General features: G+C 70.2%; 18 protein-coding genes and 2 pseudogenes. 11 read left to right on the top strand and 9 right to left on the bottom strand.

The window, feature by feature from the left end; translation table 11 throughout:
• Positions 1–48: 48 nt before the first annotated feature.
• Both OHT01_RS34385 and xylA read right to left on the bottom strand, forming a co-directional pair.
• Positions 49–423, bottom strand: a complete 375-nt coding sequence (locus OHT01_RS34385) for a hypothetical protein (protein WP_328557005.1) — start codon at positions 421–423, stop codon at positions 49–51.
• A gap of 772 nt (positions 424–1,195) precedes the next feature.
• Positions 1,196–2,362: a xylose isomerase gene (gene xylA / locus OHT01_RS34380; RefSeq protein ID WP_328557004.1), complete on the bottom strand. Its 1,167-nt coding sequence runs from the start codon at positions 2,360–2,362 to the stop codon at positions 1,196–1,198.
• A gap of 182 nt (positions 2,363–2,544) precedes the next feature.
• On the opposite strand from xylA, the gene xylB reads away from it, so the two are divergent.
• The 7 genes from xylB to exaC all read left to right on the top strand — a co-directional run bounded on the left by xylB (position 2,545) and on the right by exaC (position 12,645).
• The gene (xylB, locus tag OHT01_RS34375) at positions 2,545–3,990 is read left to right on the top strand and encodes a xylulokinase (RefSeq protein ID WP_328557003.1); all 1,446 of its coding nucleotides are present in this window, start codon (positions 2,545–2,547) and stop codon (positions 3,988–3,990) included.
• A gap of 165 nt (positions 3,991–4,155) precedes the next feature.
• The gene (locus OHT01_RS34370; protein ID WP_328557002.1) at positions 4,156–5,364 is read left to right on the top strand and encodes an ROK family transcriptional regulator; all 1,209 of its coding nucleotides are present in this window, start codon (positions 4,156–4,158) and stop codon (positions 5,362–5,364) included.
• Positions 5,365–5,738: 374 nt separating this feature from the next.
• On the top strand, positions 5,739–7,223 hold the full coding sequence (locus OHT01_RS34365) for an APC family permease (RefSeq protein WP_328557001.1): 1,485 nt from the start codon (positions 5,739–5,741) through the stop codon (positions 7,221–7,223).
• Positions 7,220–8,233: an acetamidase/formamidase family protein gene (locus OHT01_RS34360; RefSeq protein WP_328557000.1), complete on the top strand. Its 1,014-nt coding sequence runs from the start codon at positions 7,220–7,222 to the stop codon at positions 8,231–8,233. Before OHT01_RS34365 ends, OHT01_RS34360 begins: the two co-directional genes overlap by 4 nt.
• 137 nt (positions 8,234–8,370) lie before the next feature.
• Positions 8,371–8,970, top strand: a complete 600-nt coding sequence (locus OHT01_RS34355) for an N-acetylmuramoyl-L-alanine amidase (protein WP_328556999.1) — start codon at positions 8,371–8,373, stop codon at positions 8,968–8,970.
• Positions 8,971–9,104: 134 nt separating this feature from the next.
• Complete coding sequence (locus OHT01_RS34350) at positions 9,105–10,406, top strand: GAF domain-containing protein (RefSeq protein WP_328556998.1); 1,302 nt, start codon at positions 9,105–9,107, stop codon at positions 10,404–10,406.
• Between the two features lie 715 nt (positions 10,407–11,121).
• Positions 11,122–12,645 carry an acetaldehyde dehydrogenase ExaC gene (gene exaC, locus OHT01_RS34345; RefSeq protein WP_328556997.1) on the top strand — a complete coding sequence of 508 codons (1,524 nt, stop codon included), beginning with the start codon at positions 11,122–11,124 and terminating at the stop codon, positions 12,643–12,645.
• A gap of 212 nt (positions 12,646–12,857) precedes the next feature.
• On the opposite strand, the pseudogene OHT01_RS40240 reads toward exaC, so the two are convergent.
• The 5 genes and pseudogenes from OHT01_RS40240 to OHT01_RS34325 form a co-directional block, all read right to left on the bottom strand.
• Positions 12,858–13,277, bottom strand: a pseudogene (locus OHT01_RS40240) (transposase); the annotation flags it as partial.
• Positions 13,278–13,309: 32 nt separating this feature from the next.
• Positions 13,310–13,726 carry a transposase gene (locus tag OHT01_RS40235; protein ID WP_443043480.1) on the bottom strand — a complete coding sequence of 139 codons (417 nt, stop codon included), beginning with the start codon at positions 13,724–13,726 and terminating at the stop codon, positions 13,310–13,312.
• 200 nt (positions 13,727–13,926) lie between these two features.
• Entirely contained in the window at positions 13,927–15,420 is a 1,494-nt protein-coding gene (locus OHT01_RS34335) for a peptidoglycan-binding protein (protein WP_328556996.1), read from the bottom strand.
• 864 nt (positions 15,421–16,284) lie between these two features.
• Positions 16,285–16,509: pseudogene (locus OHT01_RS40230) on the bottom strand (transposase); the annotation flags it as partial.
• A 97-nt stretch (positions 16,510–16,606) separates the two neighbouring features.
• Positions 16,607–17,056, bottom strand: coding sequence for a peptidoglycan-binding domain-containing protein (locus OHT01_RS34325; protein WP_328556995.1), 450 nt, complete (start codon positions 17,054–17,056; stop codon positions 16,607–16,609).
• 241 nt (positions 17,057–17,297) lie between these two features.
• On the opposite strand from OHT01_RS34325, the gene OHT01_RS34320 reads away from it, so the two are divergent.
• From OHT01_RS34320 to OHT01_RS34310, 3 genes are all read left to right on the top strand, one after another.
• Positions 17,298–18,125 (top strand): peptidoglycan-binding protein, encoded by an 828-nt coding sequence (locus tag OHT01_RS34320; RefSeq protein ID WP_328556994.1) that lies wholly within the window; start codon positions 17,298–17,300, stop codon positions 18,123–18,125.
• Positions 18,122–19,132, top strand: a complete 1,011-nt coding sequence (locus tag OHT01_RS34315) for a helix-turn-helix domain-containing protein (RefSeq protein WP_328556993.1) — start codon at positions 18,122–18,124, stop codon at positions 19,130–19,132. The genes OHT01_RS34320 and OHT01_RS34315 overlap by 4 nt, the downstream gene beginning before the upstream one ends.
• A gap of 931 nt (positions 19,133–20,063) precedes the next feature.
• Complete coding sequence (locus tag OHT01_RS34310; protein WP_328556992.1) at positions 20,064–20,279, top strand: DUF6243 family protein; 216 nt, start codon at positions 20,064–20,066, stop codon at positions 20,277–20,279.
• Positions 20,280–20,580: 301 nt separating this feature from the next.
• Here OHT01_RS34310 and OHT01_RS34305 read toward each other — a convergent pair whose 3' ends face one another.
• Positions 20,581–21,375 carry a hypothetical protein gene (locus tag OHT01_RS34305; protein ID WP_443043479.1) on the bottom strand — a complete coding sequence of 265 codons (795 nt, stop codon included), beginning with the start codon at positions 21,373–21,375 and terminating at the stop codon, positions 20,581–20,583.
• Positions 21,376–21,507: 132 nt separating this feature from the next.
• On the bottom strand, positions 21,508–21,663 hold the full coding sequence (locus OHT01_RS34300) for a hypothetical protein (protein WP_328556991.1): 156 nt from the start codon (positions 21,661–21,663) through the stop codon (positions 21,508–21,510).
• Positions 21,664–21,932: 269 nt separating this feature from the next.
• On the opposite strand from OHT01_RS34300, the gene OHT01_RS34295 reads away from it, so the two are divergent.
• Positions 21,933–22,589 (top strand): DUF4232 domain-containing protein, encoded by a 657-nt coding sequence (locus OHT01_RS34295; protein WP_328556990.1) that lies wholly within the window; start codon positions 21,933–21,935, stop codon positions 22,587–22,589.
• Positions 22,590–22,628: the final 39 nt, after the last annotated feature.

Genomic DNA, 22,628 nt, shown 5'->3' with positions numbered 1-22,628 from the left:
CCGGCACGCGTGCGTGGACGATGGACGGCGGCCACGCACGCGTGCCGCTCATTTCAACGGTTCGGTGAGCTTGTGGCTGCCCTTGCCGACGCCCGCGGCCAGGCTGCACGCGACTTTGTCGATGCCTGTCCTGTAGCCACCGGTGTCGGGGTACTGCACGACGGTGTCGCGCACCGTACCCGCGGCCTGGCCGGCGGCCTTTCGCTCCAGAGGGGCCTTGCACAGCGCTGACGCGGCCTTCTTCAGGGCGGCGTTCGTCGTGTAGGTGCCGTTGAGTTCGGAGACTCTCACGACCTCGGCGTCGTGCGGTTGGGTGCACCGGCGCTTGGCGGCCTGTCCGGGGAGGCTGTCGTCCGTGTCGAAACAATCGCCCTCGCGGAGCAGGTAGTAGGGCACCTCATCGTCCGCGAGGGACGGGAACAACGATCGCAGGTCACTGGGTACCAACCCGGTGGGCAGGTCCGAGGGAAGCGACGGCACGACACTGGGCAGGTCCGAGGGAAGCGACGGAAGTTCGGACGGGATGCTCCGCGAGGGACTGGGCGTCCCACTGCTCTCGGTGGGGGACTTCCCGCCCTTCCCGCCGCCGCCCGTCGCCGCCACGGCCACAGCGACGACGACGCCGATGACCGCGATCGCGACGATGACGAGGAGAAGAGTGCTGCGACGCCGCCCTCCGCGATGACCCCCGGGTCCCTCGGGCGGTCCGGTCGGCGGTCCCGGTGGCGGAGGCGGCCATCCCCCGCTGCCCTGCCCGGGAGGAAGATCTCCCCGTTGGGACGACGGACCGTACTCGCCCTGGGGAGGGCCCATGCCGCCCTGAGGGGAGCCGTAGCCACCTGGGGGAGGACCGTAGCCGGACGATCCTGAAGAGGGAGGTCCGTAGCCCCCGGAAGGGGGAGGCCCGTAACCGCCGGAGGACGGCGGGCCGTAGCCCCCGGACCGTGGGCTGTGGGCATCGTCTCCAGGAGGCGGCGGGTCTCCCTGCGACCGTGGAGGCTGGGGCGGTTCGGGCGGCATGGCCATACCGCCAAGAGTCGCCGCGAAATCGGTCATCGTGCGACCCCTGCACGGAAGTTGATACGGACTCATGCCATGGATCGCATCATTCCGGGAAATCTCGCGCGGGGATCAGCCACCGGAGAGGGCGGCCGGACCCGCCGGAAGGCGGGTCCGTGCCCTCAGAGCGGCGCGATCAGCCCCGCGCGCCCAGGAGATGGTCCATCGCGAGCTGGTCCAGCTGCTCGAAGGCCATCCCACGCGCGGCCGCGGCCTCGACGTCGAAGTCCTCGAAGGCGGCGCGATCGGCGAGCAGCGCCGCCAGGCCGTCCTCCGCGGTGGGCTGCGCCAGCTCGTGCAGACGCGAGGCGCGCAGCGCCGCCTGGACCTCGGGATCGGCCCGGAAGGCCGCAGCGCGCTCGCGCAGGATCAGGTAGTTGCGCATGCAGCCCTCCGCCGACGCCCAGACGCCGTCGAAGTCCTCGGTCCGCGGCGGCTTGAAGTCGAAGTGCTTCGGGCCCGCGTAGCCGGCGCTCTCCAGGAGGTCGACCAGCCAGAACGCGGACCGCAGATCGCCCGCGCCGAACCTCAGGTCCTGGTCGTACTTGATGCCGGACTGGCCGTTGAGGTCGATGTGGAAGAGCTTGCCCGCCCACAGCGCCTGCGCGATGCCGTGCGTGAAGTTCAGGCCGGCCATCTGCTCGTGACCGACCTCCGGGTTGACGCCGTACATCTCCGGGCGCTCCAGGCGCTCGATGAAGGCGAGGGCGTGACCGACGGTGGGGAGCAGGATGTCGCCGCGGGGCTCGTTCGGCTTGGGCTCGATCGCGAACTTCAGGTCGTAGCCCTGGGAGATCACGTACTCGCCGAGGAGGTCGAAGGCCTCCTTCATGCGGTCGAGGGCGACGCGCACGTCCTTGGCGGCTCCGGACTCCGCTCCCTCGCGGCCGCCCCAGGCGACGTACGTCTCGGCGCCGAGCTCGACGGCGAGGTCGACGTTGCGGATGGTCTTGCGCAGGGCGTAGCGGCGCACGTCGCGGTCGTTCGAGGTGAACGCGCCGTCCTTGAAGACGGGGTGCGTGAACAGGTTGGTGGTGGCCATCGGCACCTTGAGGCCGGTGGCGTCCAGGGTCTGCCTGAACCGCTTGATGTGCGACTCGCGCTCACTGTCCGAGGACCCGAAGGGGATCAGGTCGTCGTCGTGGAAGGTCACTCCGTAGGCGCCGAGCTCGGCGAGACGCTGCACCGTCTCGACCGGGTCCAGGGCGGGCCGGGTGGCGTCACCGAACGGGTCCCTTCCCTGCCAGCCGACGGTCCAGAGGCCGAAGGTGAACCTGTCATCGGGGGTGGGCTGGTAGCTCATACGGCGGCTCCTTGCTTGCTGAACTATTTCGTCATGGCCGTTTACAAATTAGTATGCCAGCAGATTCCTGGGAAGGGACACGGTGTCCCCGAAGGATGAGATCCAGGTCTCCGAATCCCCGGGAACCGGGAAAACAGCAGGTCAGAACCCGCAGAGTCGCGGAGAAAATCAAGGAGAGCCCGATGTCAGCAGCCGAGGGTCCGCTCGTCGTCGGGGTGGACTCGTCCACCCAGTCCACCAAGGCCCTGGTCGTCGACGCGTCGACCGGACAGGTGGTGGCGAGCGGACAGGCGCCGCACACCGTCTCGACCGGGGCGGGCCGCGAGAGCGACCCCCGCCAGTGGTGGGACGCGCTCTGTGAAGCGCTGCGCCAGTGCGGTGACGCCGCTCACGAAGCCGCGGCGGTGTCGATCGGCGGGCAGCAGCACGGGCTCGTGACGCTCGACGCCCAGGGCGAACCCGTACGCCCCGCCCTGCTGTGGAACGACGTGCGCTCGGCGCCGCAGGCCCGCCGGCTGGTCGAGGAGCTCGGGGGTCCCAAGTCCTGGGCCGAACGGACCGGCAGCGTGCCGGCCGCGTCCTTCACGGCGACGAAGTGGGCCTGGCTGGCCGAACACGAACCGGACGCCGTCCGGGCGACGGCCGCGGTCCGGCTGCCCCACGACTACCTCACCGAACGGCTCACCGGGCAGGGCACCACCGACCGCGGCGATGCGTCCGGCACCGGCTGGTGGGCATCGGGCAGCGAGATGTACGACGAGGAGGTTCTCGCGCACATCGGTCTCGACCCCGCCCTGCTTCCCCGCGTCGTCCGGCCGGGCGAGGTGGCCGGAACGGTGCACGCCAGGGGTGAGCTCCCGTTCTCCCGGGGCACCCTCGTCGCGGCCGGGACCGGCGACAACGCGGCCGCCGCGCTCGGCCTCGGGCTGCGACCCGGCACCCCCGTGGTGAGCCTCGGCACCTCGGGCACGGTGTACGCCGTCTCGACGCGCCGCCCGGCCGACCCGACCGGCACGGTGGCGGGATTCGCGGACGCTCGCGGCGACTGGCTGCCGCTGGCCTGCACGTTGAACTGCACCCTGGCCGTCGACCGGATCGCCGCGCTGCTCGACCTCGACCGCGAGGCCGTCGAGCCGGGCGCCTCGGTGACGCTGCTGCCCTATCTGGACGGCGAGCGCACACCGAACCTGCCGCACTCCGCGGGACTGCTGCACGGACTGCGGCACGACACGACGGGCGGGCAACTGCTCCAGGCGGCGTACGACGGTGCCGTGCACTCCCTGCTGGGCGCCCTCGACCTGGTGCTGGACGCGGACGCCGACCGCTCGACGCCCCTGCTGCTGATCGGCGGCGGCGCCCGGGGCAAGGCCTGGCAGCAGACCGTACGCCGTCTCTCGGGCCGGCCCGTTCAGGTGCCCGAGGCCAGGGAACTCGTCGCGCTGGGCGCCGCCGCCCAGGCCGCCGGCCTGCTGACGGGCGAGGACCCGGCGGCCGTCGCGCGGCGCTGGGACACCGCCCGCGGGCCGGTGTTCGACGCCGTGGAGCGGGACGAGGAGACGCTCGCGCGGATCAGCGGGGTACTCTCCGACGCGGCCCCGCTGCTCGAACGGGAGCCGAACAGGAACTGACCGGAACCGGCCGGGCCGCCCCGACGGGACGGGCTCTCACCAGAGCGTCCCGCGTGTGCGGCACCGGCCGGGTCCACCCGGGTGGACCCGTCACCCGGGTGGACCCGGCGGGAACCAGGACCGAGAGAGGCCGACGTGACCGGCCGGACGAGGATTGACGGAGGCATGACGGCACCGCTGCACGAGGCCCACCCGACCGGTTCCGGCCGACGACTGCCCGACACCCAGCAGGGCATGCGCCGCCGCAACCTCTCCCGGGTCATGCACACCGTCAGCGACGAGGGACCGTTGTCGCGTGCCGCGGTCGCCTCCCACATCGGTCTGACCCGGGCTGCCGTGTCGACCCTGGTCGACGAGCTCATCCGCGCTGGGCTCCTGGAGGAGCTGGGGCCCGAGCGGCCGGGCAGAGTGGGGCGGCCCGGCTCCGCGCTCGCCGTCAGCGGGCACGGTCCCGCCGGGATCGGCGCGGAGGTGGGCGTCGACCATCTCGCGGTGTGCGCGGTCGATCTCCGGGGCGTGGTGCGGGCCCGTGCCGTACTCCACGGCACCAACCGCGGCCGGGCGGCCGGGCCGGTGATCCGGGAACTGACGGCGCTCGTGCGCCAGGTCGTCGCCGAAGCCGAGCGGGAGGGGCTGTGGCCCGCGGGCCTCGCCGTCGCCGTCCCCGGACTCGTGGCGCGCGACGCCCGGACCGTGGTCCGTGCCCCGAACCTCGACTGGCACGACACGGACCTCGGCACGCTGCTGCCCGCCGAACTGCCGCTGACCGTGGACAACGAGGCGAACTTCGGCGGGCTGGCGGAACTCTGGCTCGGTGACGGGGCTCCGCGAGACTTCCTGCACGTGTCCGCGGAGATCGGCATCGGTGCGGCGATCCTCGTGGACGGGCGGCTGCTGCGCGGGACCCGAGGCTTCGCGGGCGAGTTGGGACATGTGCCGGTGCGTCCGGAGGGACCGGCGTGCCCGTGCGGTGGACGGGGGTGCCTCGAACAGTACGCGGGCGAGGAGGCCGTTCTGCGTGCCGCCGGGCTGGAACCGGGCGAGGACCGGGTCGGGCTGCTGGCCCGGCGCGCCGCCGACGGCGATCCGGGCGTACGCCGTGCCCTGCGCGACGCCGGAACCGCGCTCGGCATCGCCCTGACCGGGGCGGTCAACCTGCTGGACCCGGAGACGGTCGTCCTCGGCGGGGCGCTGGCCGGTCTCGCTCCCTGGCTGCTCCCTTCGCTGGAGGGCGAGCTGGCGCGCCGCACGGCGGGTCCCGCCTGTCCTGTGTCCGTCTCCCGGCTGGGCTCCGAGGGTCCGCTGCTCGGTGCGGCGCATTCGGTGGTCCGAGGAGTGCTCGACGACCCGGCGTCGGTGGCGGGACGGTCGTAGACGGATCAGGGCCGGAGGGCGGCCGTGGGCCGTGCACCGGATTCAGGGGTTGAGACGAGCGCGTCGCGCGGCGGCGGGCCTTGGGCTGTGGACCGTGGGCCGTGGGCTGTGGACCTTCTCCCGACCTCGCGCGTCGAGACGAGCACGCCGCGAGGCCGTGGGCTGTCGACCGTGTCCGCCCCCGCGGAGTCGGGACGAGCCCGTCGCGTGAAAGCCGTTCCCCCTTGCGAGTGATCGCCGTGTCCACAATCGGCGGCCTGTCCACGGACTCGCGCAGCGCTCTTCCTGCCCAACCGGCAAGCGCCGTAACGTAATTCACGCGAGGCGCAGCCGTCCTGCCGACGGCTGTGTTCCGGTCGAATCGGGGGGTTCAGATGTCGGAGGGGGCGGTTCCGGGGCTGCGGCGTGAGGCGATCGGCCTGCGCGAGGTCCTGTTCCAGAGCATCACGGCGATGGCGCCCGCAGCCGCGGTCGCCGCGTCCATTCCGTCCGGCGCCGCGTTCGCGGGTGGCAGCCTGCCGCTGTCCGTACTGATCGCCCTGGTTGCCTGTCTGTTCACCGCGTCGTGCGTGGCCGAGCTGGCGCGCGAGATGCCGGCGGCGGGGTCGGTGGCCACTTACACCGCGCAGGGACTGCATCCGTCCGTCGGATTCCTCGTGGGCTGGGGCTATGTGTTCGTCGAAGCCCTGGTGCCGCCGCTTCTCCTGCTTCAGCTCGGCTTCACCACGGCGGGCACCATGCACCAGGAATGGTCCTCGTATCCGGCCGGGCTCTGGTGGCCCTGGTCGCTCGCGGGTGCCGTCGTCATCGCGGTGGCGGGCTACCTGGGAGTACGGGCCTCGGCCCGCTTCGGTACGGTCCTCGGCGTCTTCGAAGTGCTGGTGTTCCTCGTCTTCGCGGTGTGGCTCATCGCCAAGGCCGGCGGGCACAACACGCTGTCGGTGTTCGGGACGTCCCACACCGCCACGGGGTACGACGGGATCAGCGGTGTGTTCGCGGGATCGGTGTACACCGTGCTCGCCTTCGCCGGATTCGAAGCGGCGGCGCCGCTCGCGGAAGAGACCAAGGACCCGCGCCGCACGATGCACCGGGCCGTCCTCGGCGCGGCGCTCGCGATCGGTCTCGTGTACGTCCTGACGACGTACGCCATGTCGGTGTACTTCGGTCCCGACCGGTTCGCGGGATTCGGGGCGTCCGGTGCCGCCTCCTGGGAGGGCGTGGCACGCGCGTCGTTCGGGCTGTTCTGGGTGCTCGTGTTCCTGGCGGTGGTCAACTCGACGATCGCCAACGCCAACGCGTGTGCCACCGTCTCCACACGAACGGCCTTCGCCCTGGCCCGGATCCGGGTCTTCCCCGAGCTCTTCGCGCGCGTGCATCCACGGCACCGCTCCCCCGCGGCCGGAGTGGCCGTGCAGTGCGCCGTGGCCGTGGCGGTCATGCTGGGTCTCGGCCTCTCGTACGACCCGGTGACCGCGTTCCTGCTCCTCGCGACCGTGATCGTCACCGTGGTGATCGCCGTGTACATCGTGGTCAATCTCGCGTGTGCGGGCTACTTCGTGCGCCGCAGGCGCGAGTTGCTCAAACCGGTCCGTCATCTGGTGTTCCCGCTGCTCGGCATCGTCGCCTTCGTCCCCGCGCTGCTGACGGCCGCTGGGCTGCCGGTCTTCGACTTCGTGACCGAACTGACCCCGCCCGTGTCGTACGCCGGGCCGGTCGTGGGTGTCTGGATGTCCGCCGGTGTCGTGATATTGATCATCCTGCTGCGCCGCCATCCCGGGCGCATAGCCGAGACCGCCCGCGTCCACCTCGACGAGACCCTCACCCCCGCCCCTCGGCAGAGCGGAGCCGTGCAGCCATGAGCGACCCCCGGATCCTTACCGTGCGCCCCACGCCGGACGAGTTCGCCTGGACGTTCGGTGGCGCTCCGCCCGTGGCACGCATCGCGCCGGGCACGGTGCTCGATCTGTACACCGAGGACTGCTTCGCCGGACGGGTGCGCTCCGAGAAGGACTTGGTGTCCGAGGTGTGCGAGTTCCCGTTCCTCAATCCGCAGACCGGCCCCTTCCATGTCGAGGGAGCGGAGCCGGGAGACACCGTCGCGGTCCACTTCGTCTCGATCGAGCCGGCTCGTGACTGGGCGGCGTCGACGACGGTCCCCCTCTTCGGCGCCCTGACCTCCACTCACACCACGGCGTCGCTCCAGCCGCCGTTGCCGGAGACGGTGTGGATCTGGCAGCTCGACCGGGAGCGGCGAACGGCACTGTTCGCCGCCCGGGACAGCGACATCCGGATCGAGCTGCCGATGGATCCGATACACGGCACCGTCGGTGTGGCACCCGCGAACCTGGAGGTGCGTTCCGCCCTGGTGCCCGACGCGCACGGCGGGAACATGGACACACCGGAGATGCGGGCCGGTGTGACCTGCTATCTCGGGGTGAACGTCGAGGGTGCCCTGCTCAGCCTCGGCGACGGGCACGCACGGCAGGGCGAGGGCGAGACCTGTGGGGTCGCCGTCGAATGCGCGATGAACACGGTGGTGATCGTCGAGCTCCTCAAGGGGATCGCCACACCCTGGCCGCGCATCGAGTCCGACACGCACATCATCTCAACCGGCTCGGCACGCCCGCTGGAGGACGCCTTCCGGATATCCCAGCTGGACCTCGTGCAGTGGCTGGTGCGCGACTACGGGTTCAGCGAGTTGGACGCCTACCAGTTTACGACGCAGACGGTCGAGTCTCCTGTCGCCAATGTCTGCGACACCAACTACACGTTCGTCGCCAAGCTTCGCAAGGAATGGCTGCCCGCGCGCGAGACGCATCGCGGACTGCACGCCCGGCTCCGCGAGACGGCCGCATCCCTACGGCACTGATCGGGTGGCCCGCGCGGGACAGGACCAGACCGACTCCCGACACCGACACCCGACTCCCGGTTCCCCACTTCGCGCCCCGGCTTCGCAGCCAGCGTTCTCGGGCCCGGCCCCCCCCACCGACGAAAGGCCAACTCTCCATGGAGCGAGCACGGTCGTTCCCGAGCCGGCGACTCCTGCTGAAGGGCGCAGCCCTGGCAGCCCTCCCCTACGCGTTGCTCCCCGATGTCAGGGCGACCGCGCAGTCGGCGGCCGTCGACTATCCGGGCGCCGAGTGGACTCCGGCGACCGTCTCCAACTACACGGAGTCCGATCGCCCCTACAGCTACGAGCTCGACTATGTGATCATCCACGTCACCCAGGCGACGTACGCCACCACCCTGTCCATCTTCCGGAACCCGCAGAAGAAGGTGTCCGCGCACTACCTCGTGCGATCGGCCGACGGCCATGTCGCGCAGTGCGTGAGAGAGCGCGACGTCGCCTGGCACGCGGGCAACTGGGACTACAACACCAGAAGCATCGGCATCGAGCACGAGGGCTGGGTGGACCAGCCCTCCTACTTCACCGACGCCCTCTACGAGGAGTCGGCCAGACTCACCGCCGCGATCTGCGACACCTACGGAATCCCCAAGGACCGCGCCCACATCCTCGGTCACTACGAGGTGCCGGGCACCGATCACACCGATCCCGGTCCGAACTGGGACTGGACGCGGTACATCAGACTCGTCAACTTCGCCTGACCAGGGGCGGCCTCGCGGCGGCCCGAGCGGGCCCGCCGCGGGGCAGCGACCGGAAGGGGAGCGTCACACGGGTTGTCGGAGCCCGTACCGGGAGTGACGATGGACCCAGTCGCATCGCCTTCCGGGAGGCCGAGTTGACCGATCCTTGGGTGGCCCTGGAACAGGGGGCCGATCCCGCCGAGCGGGTCCGGCTGCTGCGCCGCGCGTACGAGTCGTTCACCGTGGCCGGGACGGTGCCGCGGCCGGTGCGTTCCGTGGTGGCGGAGTCATGGCGGCGTTCGGCGCGGGCGGGCGTCGTTCCGGAGGGCACCGCGAGGGTGGAGCTCATGGACGGGGAGCTCGGTTCCTATCGGGCGGAACACCCGCTCGCCCGTGTGATGCCGCTGTTCCGGGAGCTCATGGGAACGTTCGCGGCGGACGGGGAGCACCTTCTGGCGGTGTGCGACGCGCAGGGCAGGCTCTTGTGGGTCGAGGGCCATCCGGCGACGCGTCGGCAGGCCGGACGGATGAACTTCGTTCCGGGCGCGCGGTGGTCGGAGACGGCTGTCGGAACGAACGCGCCGGGTACGGCGGTCGCCGTGGACCGTCCGGTGCAGGTGTTCGCCGCCGAGCATTTCATCCGGCGTGTGCAGCCCTGGACCTGCGCGGCGGCTCCCGTGCACGATCCGCGTACCGGGCGGGTGCTCGGCGCGGTCGACATCACCGGCGGGGACGGACTCGCACATCCGCACAGCCTCGGCTTCGTACAGGCGGTGGCGCGGGCCGCCGAGGCTCAACTGGCGCTGCTCGCACCGCCGCAGACGATGTCGGGCTCCCTCGAACTGACGGCGCTGGGGCGTGACGAGGCCCAACTCGTCGCGGACGGACGGAAGATCCGGCTCAGCCGCAGGCACAGCGAGATCCTGGTCCTGCTGGCCCGGCATCCGGAGGGCCTGACGGGCGACGAGTTGCAGTGCGCGCTGTACGAGGACGAGTCGGTGACGCCGGTGACGCTGCGCGCCGAACTGGCACGGCTGCGCAGAATCCTCGGTCCGGGCCTGCTGGGTTCGCGTCCGTACCGGCTCACCCGGCCGGTCGAGTCCGATGTGGCGGTGGTGGAGCGGCGGCTTGGGACCGGCGCGGTGACCGCGGCCGCGGCGGTGTACGCGGGTCCGCTGCTGCCCGGTTCGACGGCGCCGGCGGTGGTGCGGTTGCGGCGAAGGCTCGCCGACGGGCTGCGGTCGGCGATCATCGCCCGGCGGGACCCCGATCTGCTGGCCGACTGGGCCCGCGCGCCATGGGGCGAGGACGACCTCGACGTCTGGCGGGCGCTCTCCGCGCTGCGCCCGGCCGCGGCCGTACACGCGCGCCTGGCGGAGCTGGAGTCCGAGCAGGCAGCACCGGCGGGCTGGGCTCCCTCCGCACGAGCCGGCCGCATGCGACCGCCGCCTCGCTGAACGAAACGGATGGCTCCACGCTGCGGCGCGGCGCGGCCCACTCGCGGAACGGCCACGTTTCCTCGCTGCGACTAGGCGCGACCCCACCCACGGAACGGCCACGTTTCCCCTGCGGCGCGGCGCGCCCCACCCACAGAACGGCCACGTTTCCCCTGCGGCGGGGCGCGGCCCCACCCGCGGAACGAGCACCGCGGAACGAGCGCGGCTCCGCCTGCGGATTGGACGCGCGCCCACCCGCGGAAGAGCCATGGCTCCACCTGCAGAGGCGGCAGGCACTCTGCTTCGCGCAACAGACGCGTCCCTACCCTGCGACGCGACCCGGCCCCACCTGCGGCCCAACCCCACCCTCGAAAGGGCCCAGATTCCACCCGCGAAAGCGGCAGGGACTCCGCTCTCCGCAACAGGCGCATCTCCACCCGCGGAGCGGCCCGACCTCACCTGCCGAACCGGCGCGCTGCCTCCCCGCGGCGCGGCCCGGCCCCACCTGGCGAACCGGCGCGCTGCCTCCCTGGGGCGCAGCCCAGTCCCACCCGCGGCACGGCCCGGCCTCAGCCGCGGAACAGGCACGGCCCCACCTGCCGGGTGGGCGTACCCCTGCCCGCGGGGTGGGGGCGGTGGTTCCGGGGCCGCGCAACGTCGTTGCAACGTCGTGGTTCCTAGCCTCGCGGCGAGAGCTGCCCAACGGCGGGCAGCGCTTCTCCGGGAGGCAACCAGCATGACCCGTTACGCGGCGCCCGGCAGCGAGGGCGCGATCGTCTCCTACCAGGCGCGGTACGACCACTTCATCGGCGGAGAGTATGTCGCGCCGGCTCGCGGACAGTACTTCGAGAACCCGAGCCCGTTGAACGGGCAGCCGTTCACGGAGGTCGCGCGAGGCACCGCCGAGGACGTGGAGCGCGCGCTGGACGCGGCACACGCGGCGGCGCCCGCCTGGGGACGTACCTCCGTGACCGCGCGCGCCGACATCCTGCTCAAGATCGCCGACCGGATGGAGGCGAACCTGGAGAAGCTGGCGGTCGCCGAGACCTGGGAGAACGGCAAGCCGGTCCGCGAGACCCTGGCGGCCGACATCCCGCTCGCGATCGACCACTTCCGCTATTTCGCGGGGGCGATCCGTGCTCAGGAAGGCGCGCTCAGCGAGGTGGACGACGACACCGTCGCGTATCACTTCCACGAGCCGCTGGGCGTGGTCGCGCAGATCATTCCGTGGAACTTCCCCATCCTGATGGCGGTGTGGAAGCTGGCCCCGGCAATGGCGGCGGGCAACGCGGTCGTCATCAAGCCGGCCGAGCAGACACCGGCGTCCATCCACTACTTGATGAGCCTGATCTCGGACCTGATCCCGCCGGGTGTGGTGAACATCGTCAACGGCTTCGGAGTGGAGGCGGGCAAGCCTCTGGCGTCCAGCCCGCGGGTGGCGAAGGTCGCGTTCACGGGTGAGACCACCACGGGGCGGCTGATCATGCAGTACGCCTCGGAGAACATCAAGCCGGTCACGCTGGAGCTCGGCGGCAAGTCCCCGAACATCTTCTTCGACGACGTATGGGCCCAGAACGACGACTTCCGCGACAAGGCGCTCGAAGGCTTCACGATGTTCGCGCTCAACCAGGGCGAGGTGTGCACCTGCCCGTCGCGCGCCCTCATCCAGCGAGGCAACTACCGCGAGTTCATGGAGGCGGCGGTCGCCCGCACCGAGCTCATCAAGCCCGGCCACCCGCTCGACACCGACACGATGATCGGCGCCCAGGCGTCCAACGACCAGTTGGAGAAGATCCTCTCCTATCTGGACATCGGCCGGCAGGAAGGCGCCAAGGTACTCACCGGCGGTGAGCGGATCGAGCACGACGGGGAGTTGAAGGGCGGCTACTACGTCCAGCCGACGATCTTCGAAGGCGACAACCGCATGCGGATCTTCCAGGAGGAGATCTTCGGCCCGGTCGTCGCGGTGACCTCGTTCGACGACTTCGACGACGCCATCAAGCTCGCGAACGACACGCTGTACGGGCTCGGAGCCGGCGTGTGGACGCGGGACATCAACACCGCCTACCGGGCGGGCCGTGCCATCCAGGCCGGACGGGTGTGGACGAACTGCTACCACGCGTATCCGGCGCATGCCGCCTTCGGCGGATACAAGCAGTCCGGCATCGGCCGCGAGAACCACAAGATGATGCTGGAGCACTACCAGCAGACGAAGAACCTGCTGGTGAGCTACTCACCGAAGAAGCTGGGGTTCTTCTAGAGACAGAAGAAGGGCGCCTGAACAGGTACTTCACCTGTCAGGTGCCCTTCCTGGCCCACGTCCGGGCCGTGGAGTGAGATACAAGGTTCCTCCCGATATCTCCCACTTCTATCCCCCCTGACCAGCTATTCCGGGGCATTTCCGGCCAAGGCGCGGTTCACACGTCCTGCGGTGGGACATCGGGCACCTCCCACCGTCGCATCGAGTCCTCTACGTTCGACGGTGTTGCGGTCCTTGTGCAGGTCGGGATCATGCCCGACCGGGCGGCCACCGCGCGAGCCTTTCTTCTTGCGGTTGGCTGCCTGGTCGACCTTCTCCGGGATGACACTGCGGATGCGGCGTCGCCGCAGTTAGGCGCGGTTCGCGCGGGAGGAGTACGCCTCGTCGGCGGCGACCGCGCCGGGCCGGGTGCGCGGGCGGCCGGCCGGTCCGCGAACCCTGACGCCCTCCAGCACCGGGATGAAGCGGGGGCTGTCGGCGGCCTGACCCGGGGTGACGACGAACGACAGCGGCCGGCACCGGCGGTCGGCCGCGAGGTGGGTCTTGGTGGTCAGACCACCGCGCGAGCGACCCAGTTCGGCCGCGCGGAGCCGGGCTTTGTGACGTCGGCGTGTTCGGCGGCGTTCCTCGCGCGCCGCCTGGTCGTCCTCCTCTCCAAGCGGGACTATCGGGGCGCTTTGCCCCTTTCGAGGAGCCCCTTTCCCTCGGCGACGGCCTTCTCCAGGTCCTTGAGGAGTTCGGGGTCGAGCACCATCCCGGCCGCGTGATGATGAGCGCGCGAAACCATGGAATCCACGCTGACCAGGTCGAGATCCGCCTGCCCGCGGGCCGCGGCCTCGGCGATCATCCCGTCTATCAGCATCCGGAAGGTCCCGGCCACCGCCCAGCGCTGGAACGCGCCGTAGACGGTCGACCAGGAGCCGTACTCCTCCGGCACGTCACGCCAGGGGCTCCCGGCCCTGAACCGCCACATCGCACCGTTGAACTGCCGCCGCAGGTCAGGGATCGGGCCACGCTCACCCACCGGCAAGAACGGCTCGACCAACTCCCACTCGGCATCCGAGACATCACCACGCGCCATCCTCGACAACCACCAGGCCCAGGCTGCCGCACATCGGCAAATCCAGAAACCGATGATCTGAACCTGGAACAGGCCCAGGCCGTGATCCGTCCGGTCGTGCCGGACGGATCACGGGCCGGCGTCGTGTCGACGGGGCGACCGTCTGCTGGTGCCACGGGATCAGGTGCCCGGAGGAAACGGCGCCTCGGTCCGGTACCCGGTCAGCGGACGCGGATGAAGACCACGTCGTAGGTCGAAGCCGTGGTGCGGTTCTTGATGTAGACACCGTCCGGCCCGTTGCCGTTGGGATCGCTGGTGTTGCCCTCGACGGCGGTGAAGCTGGAGCCGCCGCTCACCGTGCGCACGATGCCGATGTGCTCGTTCCCGTCGTTGAAGTTACTGCCGCCGTTCCAGTCATAGGCCACGATGTCGCCGGGCTGCGGGTCGGTCGTCACCGAGAGGTGCCGCTGACCGGCCCGTGCCTTGTTGACCCAGCCCGAGACGTAGGTGTCGTTGAAGGTGGTGGCCCCCGTCTGCTTGGCCACCCAGCTCACGAAGGTCGCGCACCAGGCATAGTCGTTCGTAGACTTGGACAAGCCCACGGCGGAGCCGTAGCTGTTCGCCCGGGCGCTGCCCTGGAGCGTGCCGACCTCGGCCGCGGCCACGTCGAGCATCTTGCTGTAGCCGCCGCCGGGCGGGGTCGTGGCCGGCGGGGTGACCGCCCCGTACAGGGCCGCCTTGGTGCCCGGCCCGACCCTGCCGTCGACCGTGAGGCCTTTCTCGGACTGGAAGTCCCGCACCGCGGCGTCGGTCATCGCCCCGAACTCGCCGTCCACGGCGAGGTCGGCGCCATGGTGGTTGAGCAGGCTCTGCAGTTCGGTGACACAGCCGCTCTTCTGGCCCTTGATGATCTCGTTCGGGCAGGACGCCGAGGTCAGGTTGATCGGCGACGGGGCGCCGTTGCCGCCGCCACCGCTGATGTTGGCGTACAGGGCGGCCTTGGTGTTCGGGCCGACGTCGCCGTCGGGCTCCAGGCCGTGCGCGGTCTGGAACGCCTGCACGGCCACGAAGGTCTCGGCGCCGAACTGGCCGTCGACGGCCACGTGTTGTCCCTGACCGTTGAGCAGGGCCTGCAGGGTCAGGACGCAACCGCCGCTCTGGTCCTCCGTGATGGTCGTCGGGCAGGCCGCCGAGCGCAGGTCCAGAGCCGTCGACCCGGACTCGTCGGTGTTGTAGAGCTCGGCCTTGGTGCTCGGCCCGACCTGGCCGTCGGCCGTCAGGCCGTGCCCGGACTGGAAGGACTTCACCGCCGCCAGGGTGCCCGCCCCGAACTCACCGTCCGCGTCGACGCTGTAGCCGAAGTGGCGGAGCAGCCGCTGCAGTTCGGTGACGCAGCCGCTCTTGTTGCCCTGGACGACGTTCGCCGGGCACGAGGAGGACAGGAGGTTGATCGGCGCGGGCGCCGAGCCGCCGGTGGCGTAGAGCTTGACCTTGGTGCCGGGGCCCACCCGTCCGTCCACGGCGATCGCGACGGAGGCCTGGTACTCGCGGACCGCGTACAAGGTGGCGGCGCCGAAGCTGCCGTCCACCGTCAGCCCGGCGCCGTGGGCGTTGAGCAGGTTCTGCAGCTCGGTGACGCAGCCGCTCGACTGACCCTGCAGGATCTCGGCGGGACAGGAGGCGGAGGTCAGCTTGATCGCCGCCGGCGCGGCCACCGCCGGACCGGCACCGAGCAGAGTGGCCGTCGAAAGGACCGCCGCAGTAGCGAGGAAAACCCCGATCCTGTGGCGATTCCGGACATGGAATGTATCGGCAGGTGAAATAACTGTGTTTCTCATGGGTACGAAATATCCTCTTCAATGGATCTACGGATTGTCAGTGGCGCCGGATTTGCCGGTCATGGAAGATTTCACACGCCAGCAGACGCCCCCTTCGGGCCGGGGTCGGTAAATCATGGCGAAGTTGGCGTTTCGTTCCGTAGTGGCACATTTGCGAGCCGACGTCTACCGCGCTCGACAACGGAGTCGAGGAAGTCGAATATCATGATCGAATTTCCATTCCGCGCACGCCGGTGACAGCCCGCCCCCATACGCACAATGCCGTGCGACATAAATGGCCGAATTCTGCTGTCTTGGAAACAGGAAAATCGGCGGCGGGCCTTGACCCCGGATTTGAACACGTCTATGCGGCTCGGGTCAGGGTAGAAACTCGATCGGGCGATGCCCAGGATGTCGCAGAGCCGCTTGACGCGAACCAGTGCTAATAGTCCTCAACGAACTGGCAGTAGTTCACCAGCGCGTCGCCGAGTAGCGGAGGGGGATTTCACCCCTCGGCCATCACAGAACCTTGCTCAACAGTCTCCCGTTACATAGCTCTTGTCGTCCTGATCATCAAACCAGTACGGCGCTCACTGTTGGGGCAAGGCGCCAGTGCGCGAACACGCGAGGATATCGCCGGGCGATTTCCTGCAGCTTCACAAGTGCCTTCCATCGGCCGCGAGCCGTTTCCCCACCGCATCCAAGGCGGACCGTCCGGGCCGGTATCCGAACCGAAGTCGAAAGAACACCCCGGTTTTAATGTCATCTGATTTCGTTTCGACACGTCAGCAGCGATTCACTCTGAACCGTGTCATCACCAGGCCGCGGCGCCACCGCAGGTGTGGAGTGGGCGCCGGACCTGCGTCCGTCGGCGGCCCGGATCCAGTTCCGCAGCGTCTCGGTGTTCACTCCGAGATCAGCGGCGACCGACTTGACCGTCGCTCCAGGACGAGACCGGTACAACGCGACCGCATCTGCTTTGAACTCGGCGGGGTAGTGTGCTTCATCCGGACGCCCGAGCGTCCCTGAGACGACAGGCTGCGGCCCGTCCGCCCGGAAGGGAGGACGGGCCGCAGCCGCTCGGTCAGCCGCCGTTGGCGAACCGCTCGAACGCGTCCTGGGTCCCGGATCCGGCGATGCCGTCGATGTCGCCGGTGTAGCCCCAGCTGTTCGCCAGTTGGCGCTGAAGCGCCTTGATCGTGTTGGTGCCGACGATGCCGTCGATGTCGCCGGTGTAGCCCCAGTACTGCTTGAGTTCGCGCTGGAACGCCTTCCAGCTGTTGGTGCCGAGCTTTCCGTCGATGTCGTCGGTGTAGCTCCAGTACTGCTTCAGCCAGGTCTGGACCTTCTTGGCCTCCGCGGTGGACAGGCCGAGGTTGGTCGTCGTGGCGGCAGCGGACTGAGAGGTCACCGCCGACTGGGCGGCCGGCGCGGACGCCGCGAAGCTGGTGCCCGCGGCCGCCAGGCTCCCGGCCGCGATGCCGGCGACGGCGGTGAGGCTGACGATGGTCCTGGCCAGGACGTGCGATCGCATGTGTTCCTCTTTCGGATCGTGGGTGAGCACCTGGCCCGACGGAGGAGCAGGTGACGACTCGATAGTGCGGGGCGGTCGGCGACGGCCGCCACAGCCTCTGCCCAAGTGACGGTCACCTGGGACACATCACCCGCTGACCTGCGCGAACGCCATCCACGGGGACGGTTCGGCGGGACGGCTGTGGCAGACGTCGTACTGCTCATGCAGAATGCGACGAAGCGGGGGACCGCTGATCATGGTCATGACCGCATCTGGGGGGAACATGCCGCGCCGCAAAGCGCTGCCCGCCGAACTGGACCCGCGCGTGCGGCAGTTGGTGACGCAGCTACGCCGGCTGAAGGATCACAGCGAGCTGAACATGCTCCAACTGGCGGCGAAGACGGGGTACAGCCAGAAGTCGTGGGAGCGATATCTGGGCGGCAGGTCGCTCCCGCCCCGGGAAGCCGTGGAGGCGCTCGCCCGGATCGGCGGCGTCGATCCGGTCCGGCTGCTCGCGCTGCACGAGGTCGCCGCCGACACCTGGAACGGCGGCCGTGCACCCACGCCGACTCCAGCGCCTTCGCCTTCGCCGGAGGAGCCGGCGCAACCCGGGTTTCCGGTGGTGTCGGACACCTTGGCGACAAGAGCCGTCCCCAAGCCTTCCCTCGGTCGTTCGCTGCGCATCGCGCTCGTGGCGGGAGCGGTCGCCCTGGTACTGGCCGTCACCTCGACCGTCCTGCTCGTCCTGCGTCTCAACGCCCACGAGAACGGACCGACGGTGACTTCCCCCGTCCCGGCCGCCGCCTCGGCGTCCGCACCGCTCGTGTACACGTGCAGGATCCAGCAGATCGACGGTCTCTGGTACGCGGGCATCAGCCGCACCCGGGACGCCGAACTCGCCTACGGCGGCGCCGGTTCCGACGTGGCCGAGGCGCAGTGCCTGCTGCGCCGGGCGGGCATCTCACCGGGCGGCATCGACGGGATGTTCGGTCCGCTGACACAGCGAGCGGTGAAGGCCATGCAGAAGCGCGCCGGTCTGGACGTGGACGGCATGGTCGGACCGCGCACCTGGCAGGCCCTGCGCGGATGACCAGGCCCGAGCCGTCACCGGAGAATGCCAGACTGGCCGCCGGACTCAGGGAATTGAAGGACCGCACCGGCCTGAGTCTGGCGGGGCTCGCGGCGAAGACCACGTTCAGCAAGTCGTCCTGGGAGCGTTACCTCAAGGGCAGGACGCTGCCACCGCGCCCGGCGATACAGGAGCTGTGCCGCCTCGCCGGGGAACCGAACAGCCGGTGTCTGGCGCTGTGGGAGATCGCGAGGTCGGAGAACAGCGGGCCGAAGGAGCCGGCACAACCACAGCTCACCGCCCCGCCCCCGACTCCTGGTCCCACCCCTGCGCCTACGCCTACGCCTACGCCTACGCCTACGCCTGAAGCATCCCCGTCCTCCGGCCAACGGGAGGCGACGGCCGCGGCGGTCCTCGCGGCGGTTTCCGCCCTGGTGTTCGGGGCGGTCCTGCTCAGCCTTCTCCTCGTCCCCCACCGGAGCGATCCGGCACGGCCGTCGGCGTCCCCGTCCGCCACCGGCCCGAGCTGCCGGGACACCGACTGCGAGGGCAGAGATCCGGCGGTCACGACGTGCGGCGCCGCGCCCGAGACCCTGACCGAGCACCTCACCTCCACGGGAGCCTCGGTGCAACTGCGGTACAGCAGGGTGTGCGGGACCAGTTGGGCACGGATGTGGGGTACGCGGATCGGCGACGGGGTCGAACTGCGGGGCCGCGTCGCCCGGGTGAACAACCGTGCCGAGGCGGACACCTACGTCCACACCCCCATGACCGCGACCCGCCCGGGAACCGTAGTCCAGGCCTGCTTCCTGCCCGCGACGGGCGGCGGGAGGGAATGCTTCGCAAGCGAGGTGGACGAGAGTCCGCTGTCAGTGCCTGCCCCTACAGTCACCGATATGGCGACTCTTCCCGATCCGCTGCCCACACCGGCGACCGACCCGAGCCGCCGTTCCCTGGGCCTGCGGCTCCCGCCCGGGAGACTGATCGAGGCCTCGGCGGACGACCCGTCGGTCAAGCCCCGGCTGTGACACTCCGGCAAGTCCGGCGCGCCCGGAAACTGGAGCGCTCTGGGCGGACAGGCCACCCGGGCCGGGCCGCTGCCGGTCCTCGTGGACGTCGGTGGCAGTCAAGGCGGCCCGGCGGACTGGGAGTTGCAACCGCAGGAGACGTCCTACCCAGGTGACCACGACGCCGACGAGGCGCTCGCGGAGTTCTGGGAGGAGAACGCGGAGGACGAACTGGGCGAGGGACCGAGCCCTTCGGACCCGACTGGCCCGGTCCGGCCCCCGCGGCGCCCGCGAGATCACCCTCCTCGTACTCCGCTCCCCGCACCTGCCCACCTCGCCGTAGCCCTGGGCGGGCCAGCACATCCGCTCGGAACTGTCCACGGGCCGAGGGGGTGCGCCGTCGGCAGATGACCAGGCTCGTCTAGCCGAGGACAAGATCCGGACCATTCCCGGGCCGAAGGCTCCAACGTGGCCACGTTTTACGCAGGTCAGCGACGCGTGCCACCTGTACCGGCCAGCAGACGAAGAATCTCCTGGTGTCCCACTCGCCGAAGAAGCTGGGCTTCTTCTAGGCGCACGAAAGGGGCGCCTGACCTGGTGTTTCACCGGTCGGGCACCCTTCGCGCATCCCACTGTCGACCCAGCCAGGCTTGCACGCCAGCTCCCGATTCGTACCCCTCGCGGGCGGCGACCGTCGGCAGGTGCCGGCAGGTGCCGAGATTCCCGGAAGGAAACGGCTGACCCGGGCCCTCGCCGAAGATCCGGACGAGGCCGGGACGGCGAATGGGTTGGTGTGCGGGGCCGACGGAACCGGGTAACGTCTTTGTCATATTCTTCCAGACGCCGATTCACGAGTGAGAGCGTGACGGGCCCCCGCTGACCTCCTTCGACGGCGCCGCCCGTCCCCACCGCTGAATCCGTAGATCACTTCACATCATTACCGGGAGAACCCGTGACCGTGAGCAAGAACATCAACAACCCCGTGGGCATGGGCGGCGGCCAGCGCAAGAAGCTGTCCCGCGCCGAACGGCAGAACAACGGTCCGCACCGCAACCTCGACCGCCAGGGTGCGGCCGACCGGAAGGCGGAGCTGGTGCGCAAGATGCGCGAGAAGGCAGGCGCGTCTGAGGGCGCCGGGCAGGCGGGCGACGACACCGCGCAGAGCTGACGCACCCGCCGCCGCAGGGCGGCACCGCTCCCGCTCCCTGCGTGACCCGTGCTTGATCGACATAGCTCCGGTGCGCGCTGCTCCGGTTGCCGGGCCGGCGCCAGCCCTGTCGGCGACCACATCGACAACCGCACGAATGGCGACGTGACCGACCACTCCTGACACAGGCTGGGGTGCCGTCGCCATGGCGACGGCACCCCCTGCGCTTGAGCACGGGAGGCCCTGTCGTACGGCTGGAGAGTTGCCGTCAACCCGCGGATGTCCCGTGCACGGGTGTGAGGAGGCGGTCCGCGCGCGTCGCCTACCGCACGGCGACGTAGTCGCCGGTCGACGACTTCGCCCCGGAGGTGGAGTTCCCGTAGTACGTCCACCGCCACGTTCCCGGCCCGGCGGCCTTCACCGTGGTCTTGAGCGACCCGGTGCTGTTCGATGTCGCCTTCTTGACGGTCGTGTACGAGGAGGCGCCCGCCGCCTTGAACTGCAGGCTCACCGTGCGGCCCGCGTACCCCTGGTACTTGTGGGTGTCCCAGTTCGCCCGTGTGACCTGCCCGGTCACGGTGATCGTCTTCCCTGCCGCGACCGGCTCCGGCGAGGCGTTGACCGTGACGCGTGTAGCCCGCTTGACCTGCAACGGGAGGTTCACGTCGTCCGTGTCGTAGGCGTCACCGGGGAGAAAGACCCGAGCGGCGGTCTTCCAGGTACCGGCGTCCTCGTTTCCGAGGTCAAGGCTCCGCGGGTCGACGTACAGCCACTCCTTGAAGTCGCAGACTCCGTTCGCCTTGTCCACGACCTCGCAGTCGCTGGTGATGACGGAGCTGTACAGCCTGTCCCCCGTCTCGAGCTTCCCCCGGTAGGGAAGCACCGTCGGCCCGAAGTCGTATTTGAGCCTGGTCGTCATCCGGAAGGACGCCGGCACTTCGACCTCCTCCTTGACCCCGATGACGATCGGCTTCCCGCCGTTCACCGCGACCCGGGTGAAGGAGACCCCTCCCTCCGCCGCCCCGGCCGGCACCGCCGCGACCCCGGTGAACACGACCGCCGCTCCCCCGGCCGCCACCGCGCTCCACACCGTCCTGCCCATCCTTGCCTTCCTCATCCTCAAGCCTGTCCTTTCCCCTGCGGCCTGAACCGGGCGAGCGGGCGCACCGGCCAGAGGATCATCCTCAACGGCCAACTGTGGGACAGAGAAGGGTTGTTCGCGGTTGTAGGCGGGACGGCAACGATTTGATCACCACCGCATCGCCCTGGCTCGGATTCCGGGCGGAACCCCGATGGCTTCACGGATGATCCGGTACGAGCCGTCCCTGCGCTCCCACCAGAAGACCGCCTCGGGCCGTCCGTGGAACGCCGGCGCGGTGAGTATCCGCTCGTAGGCACCGGGCACGCCCGTCCTGTGCTGGGGCCCCACCGGCGTGCCCGGTCCCGAGACCCGCGCGACGCTGCAGCATGCGCGCCGGGCGCGGCCGAACTACGCCATGGACAGGACGGGATGCCGGCTGATCCGGATCCGCCGGCGAGTGCTCCGAATGCCGTCGTGGAGGGCTGCTGCCAGGCCAGGACATTCCTGTTACCGGGCTGTCGAGACTCTCCTCACACAATAATGATCAACACGGAGCCCACCGGCGCCCGTACAAGCAACAGGGAAGAATCACCATGCGACTGTTCCACGCCGCCGCCGCACTCGCCGCCACGTCCACGCTGGCCCTGACACTCACCGCCTGCGGGAGCGACAGCGGCGGCAGCAGCAGCAGCAGCGCCTCGGACGGTCAGTCGTCCGCACCCGTCGCCTCGCCCGCGACCACCGCGTCCAGCGGTACCGCGACCGAGAACGCGGGTGCCACCAAGGGCACGGACAGCAGTTCGGGCACCGGCGGTACGGGCACCAGCACCGGCGCCGCCCGCTGCCACACCGCCGGGCTGGGCTTCTCGTTCGGCTCCGGCGACGGCAAGGTCAGCAGCTCGGACGACCAGCAGCGAGGGGCCGTGGTGCTCAAGAACAAGACGTCCGCCGCGTGCACCCTCCAGGGCTTCCCCGGGGTCGACCTGAAGTCCTCCAGCGGCAGCTGGTCGCTGACCCGCAGCAGTGTGGCGCCCAAGAAGGTCACCCTGCCCGCCGGCAGCAGCGCGACGTTCACGATCACCTTCCTGCCGTGGACCCAGGGCAGCGGCACCGAGTTCAAGGCCACCTCGGTCGTCGTCACCCCGCCGAACGAGACCACCTCGGCCACCCTGGCCTGGCCCGGTGGCAGCCTCCTGCTCCAGGACGGTGCCACGCACCCGGGCACCTACACCGGCCCCGTCGGCGGCTGACGGCCCGCACCGGCCGGCCCGGGCTCCGTCCGCGACCGC

Source organism: Streptomyces sp. NBC_00358, assembly GCF_036099295.1.
Lineage (GTDB): Bacteria > Actinomycetota > Actinomycetes > Streptomycetales > Streptomycetaceae > Streptomyces.
The sequence above is the reverse complement of the archived record's forward strand: the minus strand, read 5'-3'. Positions and strand labels throughout refer to the sequence as shown.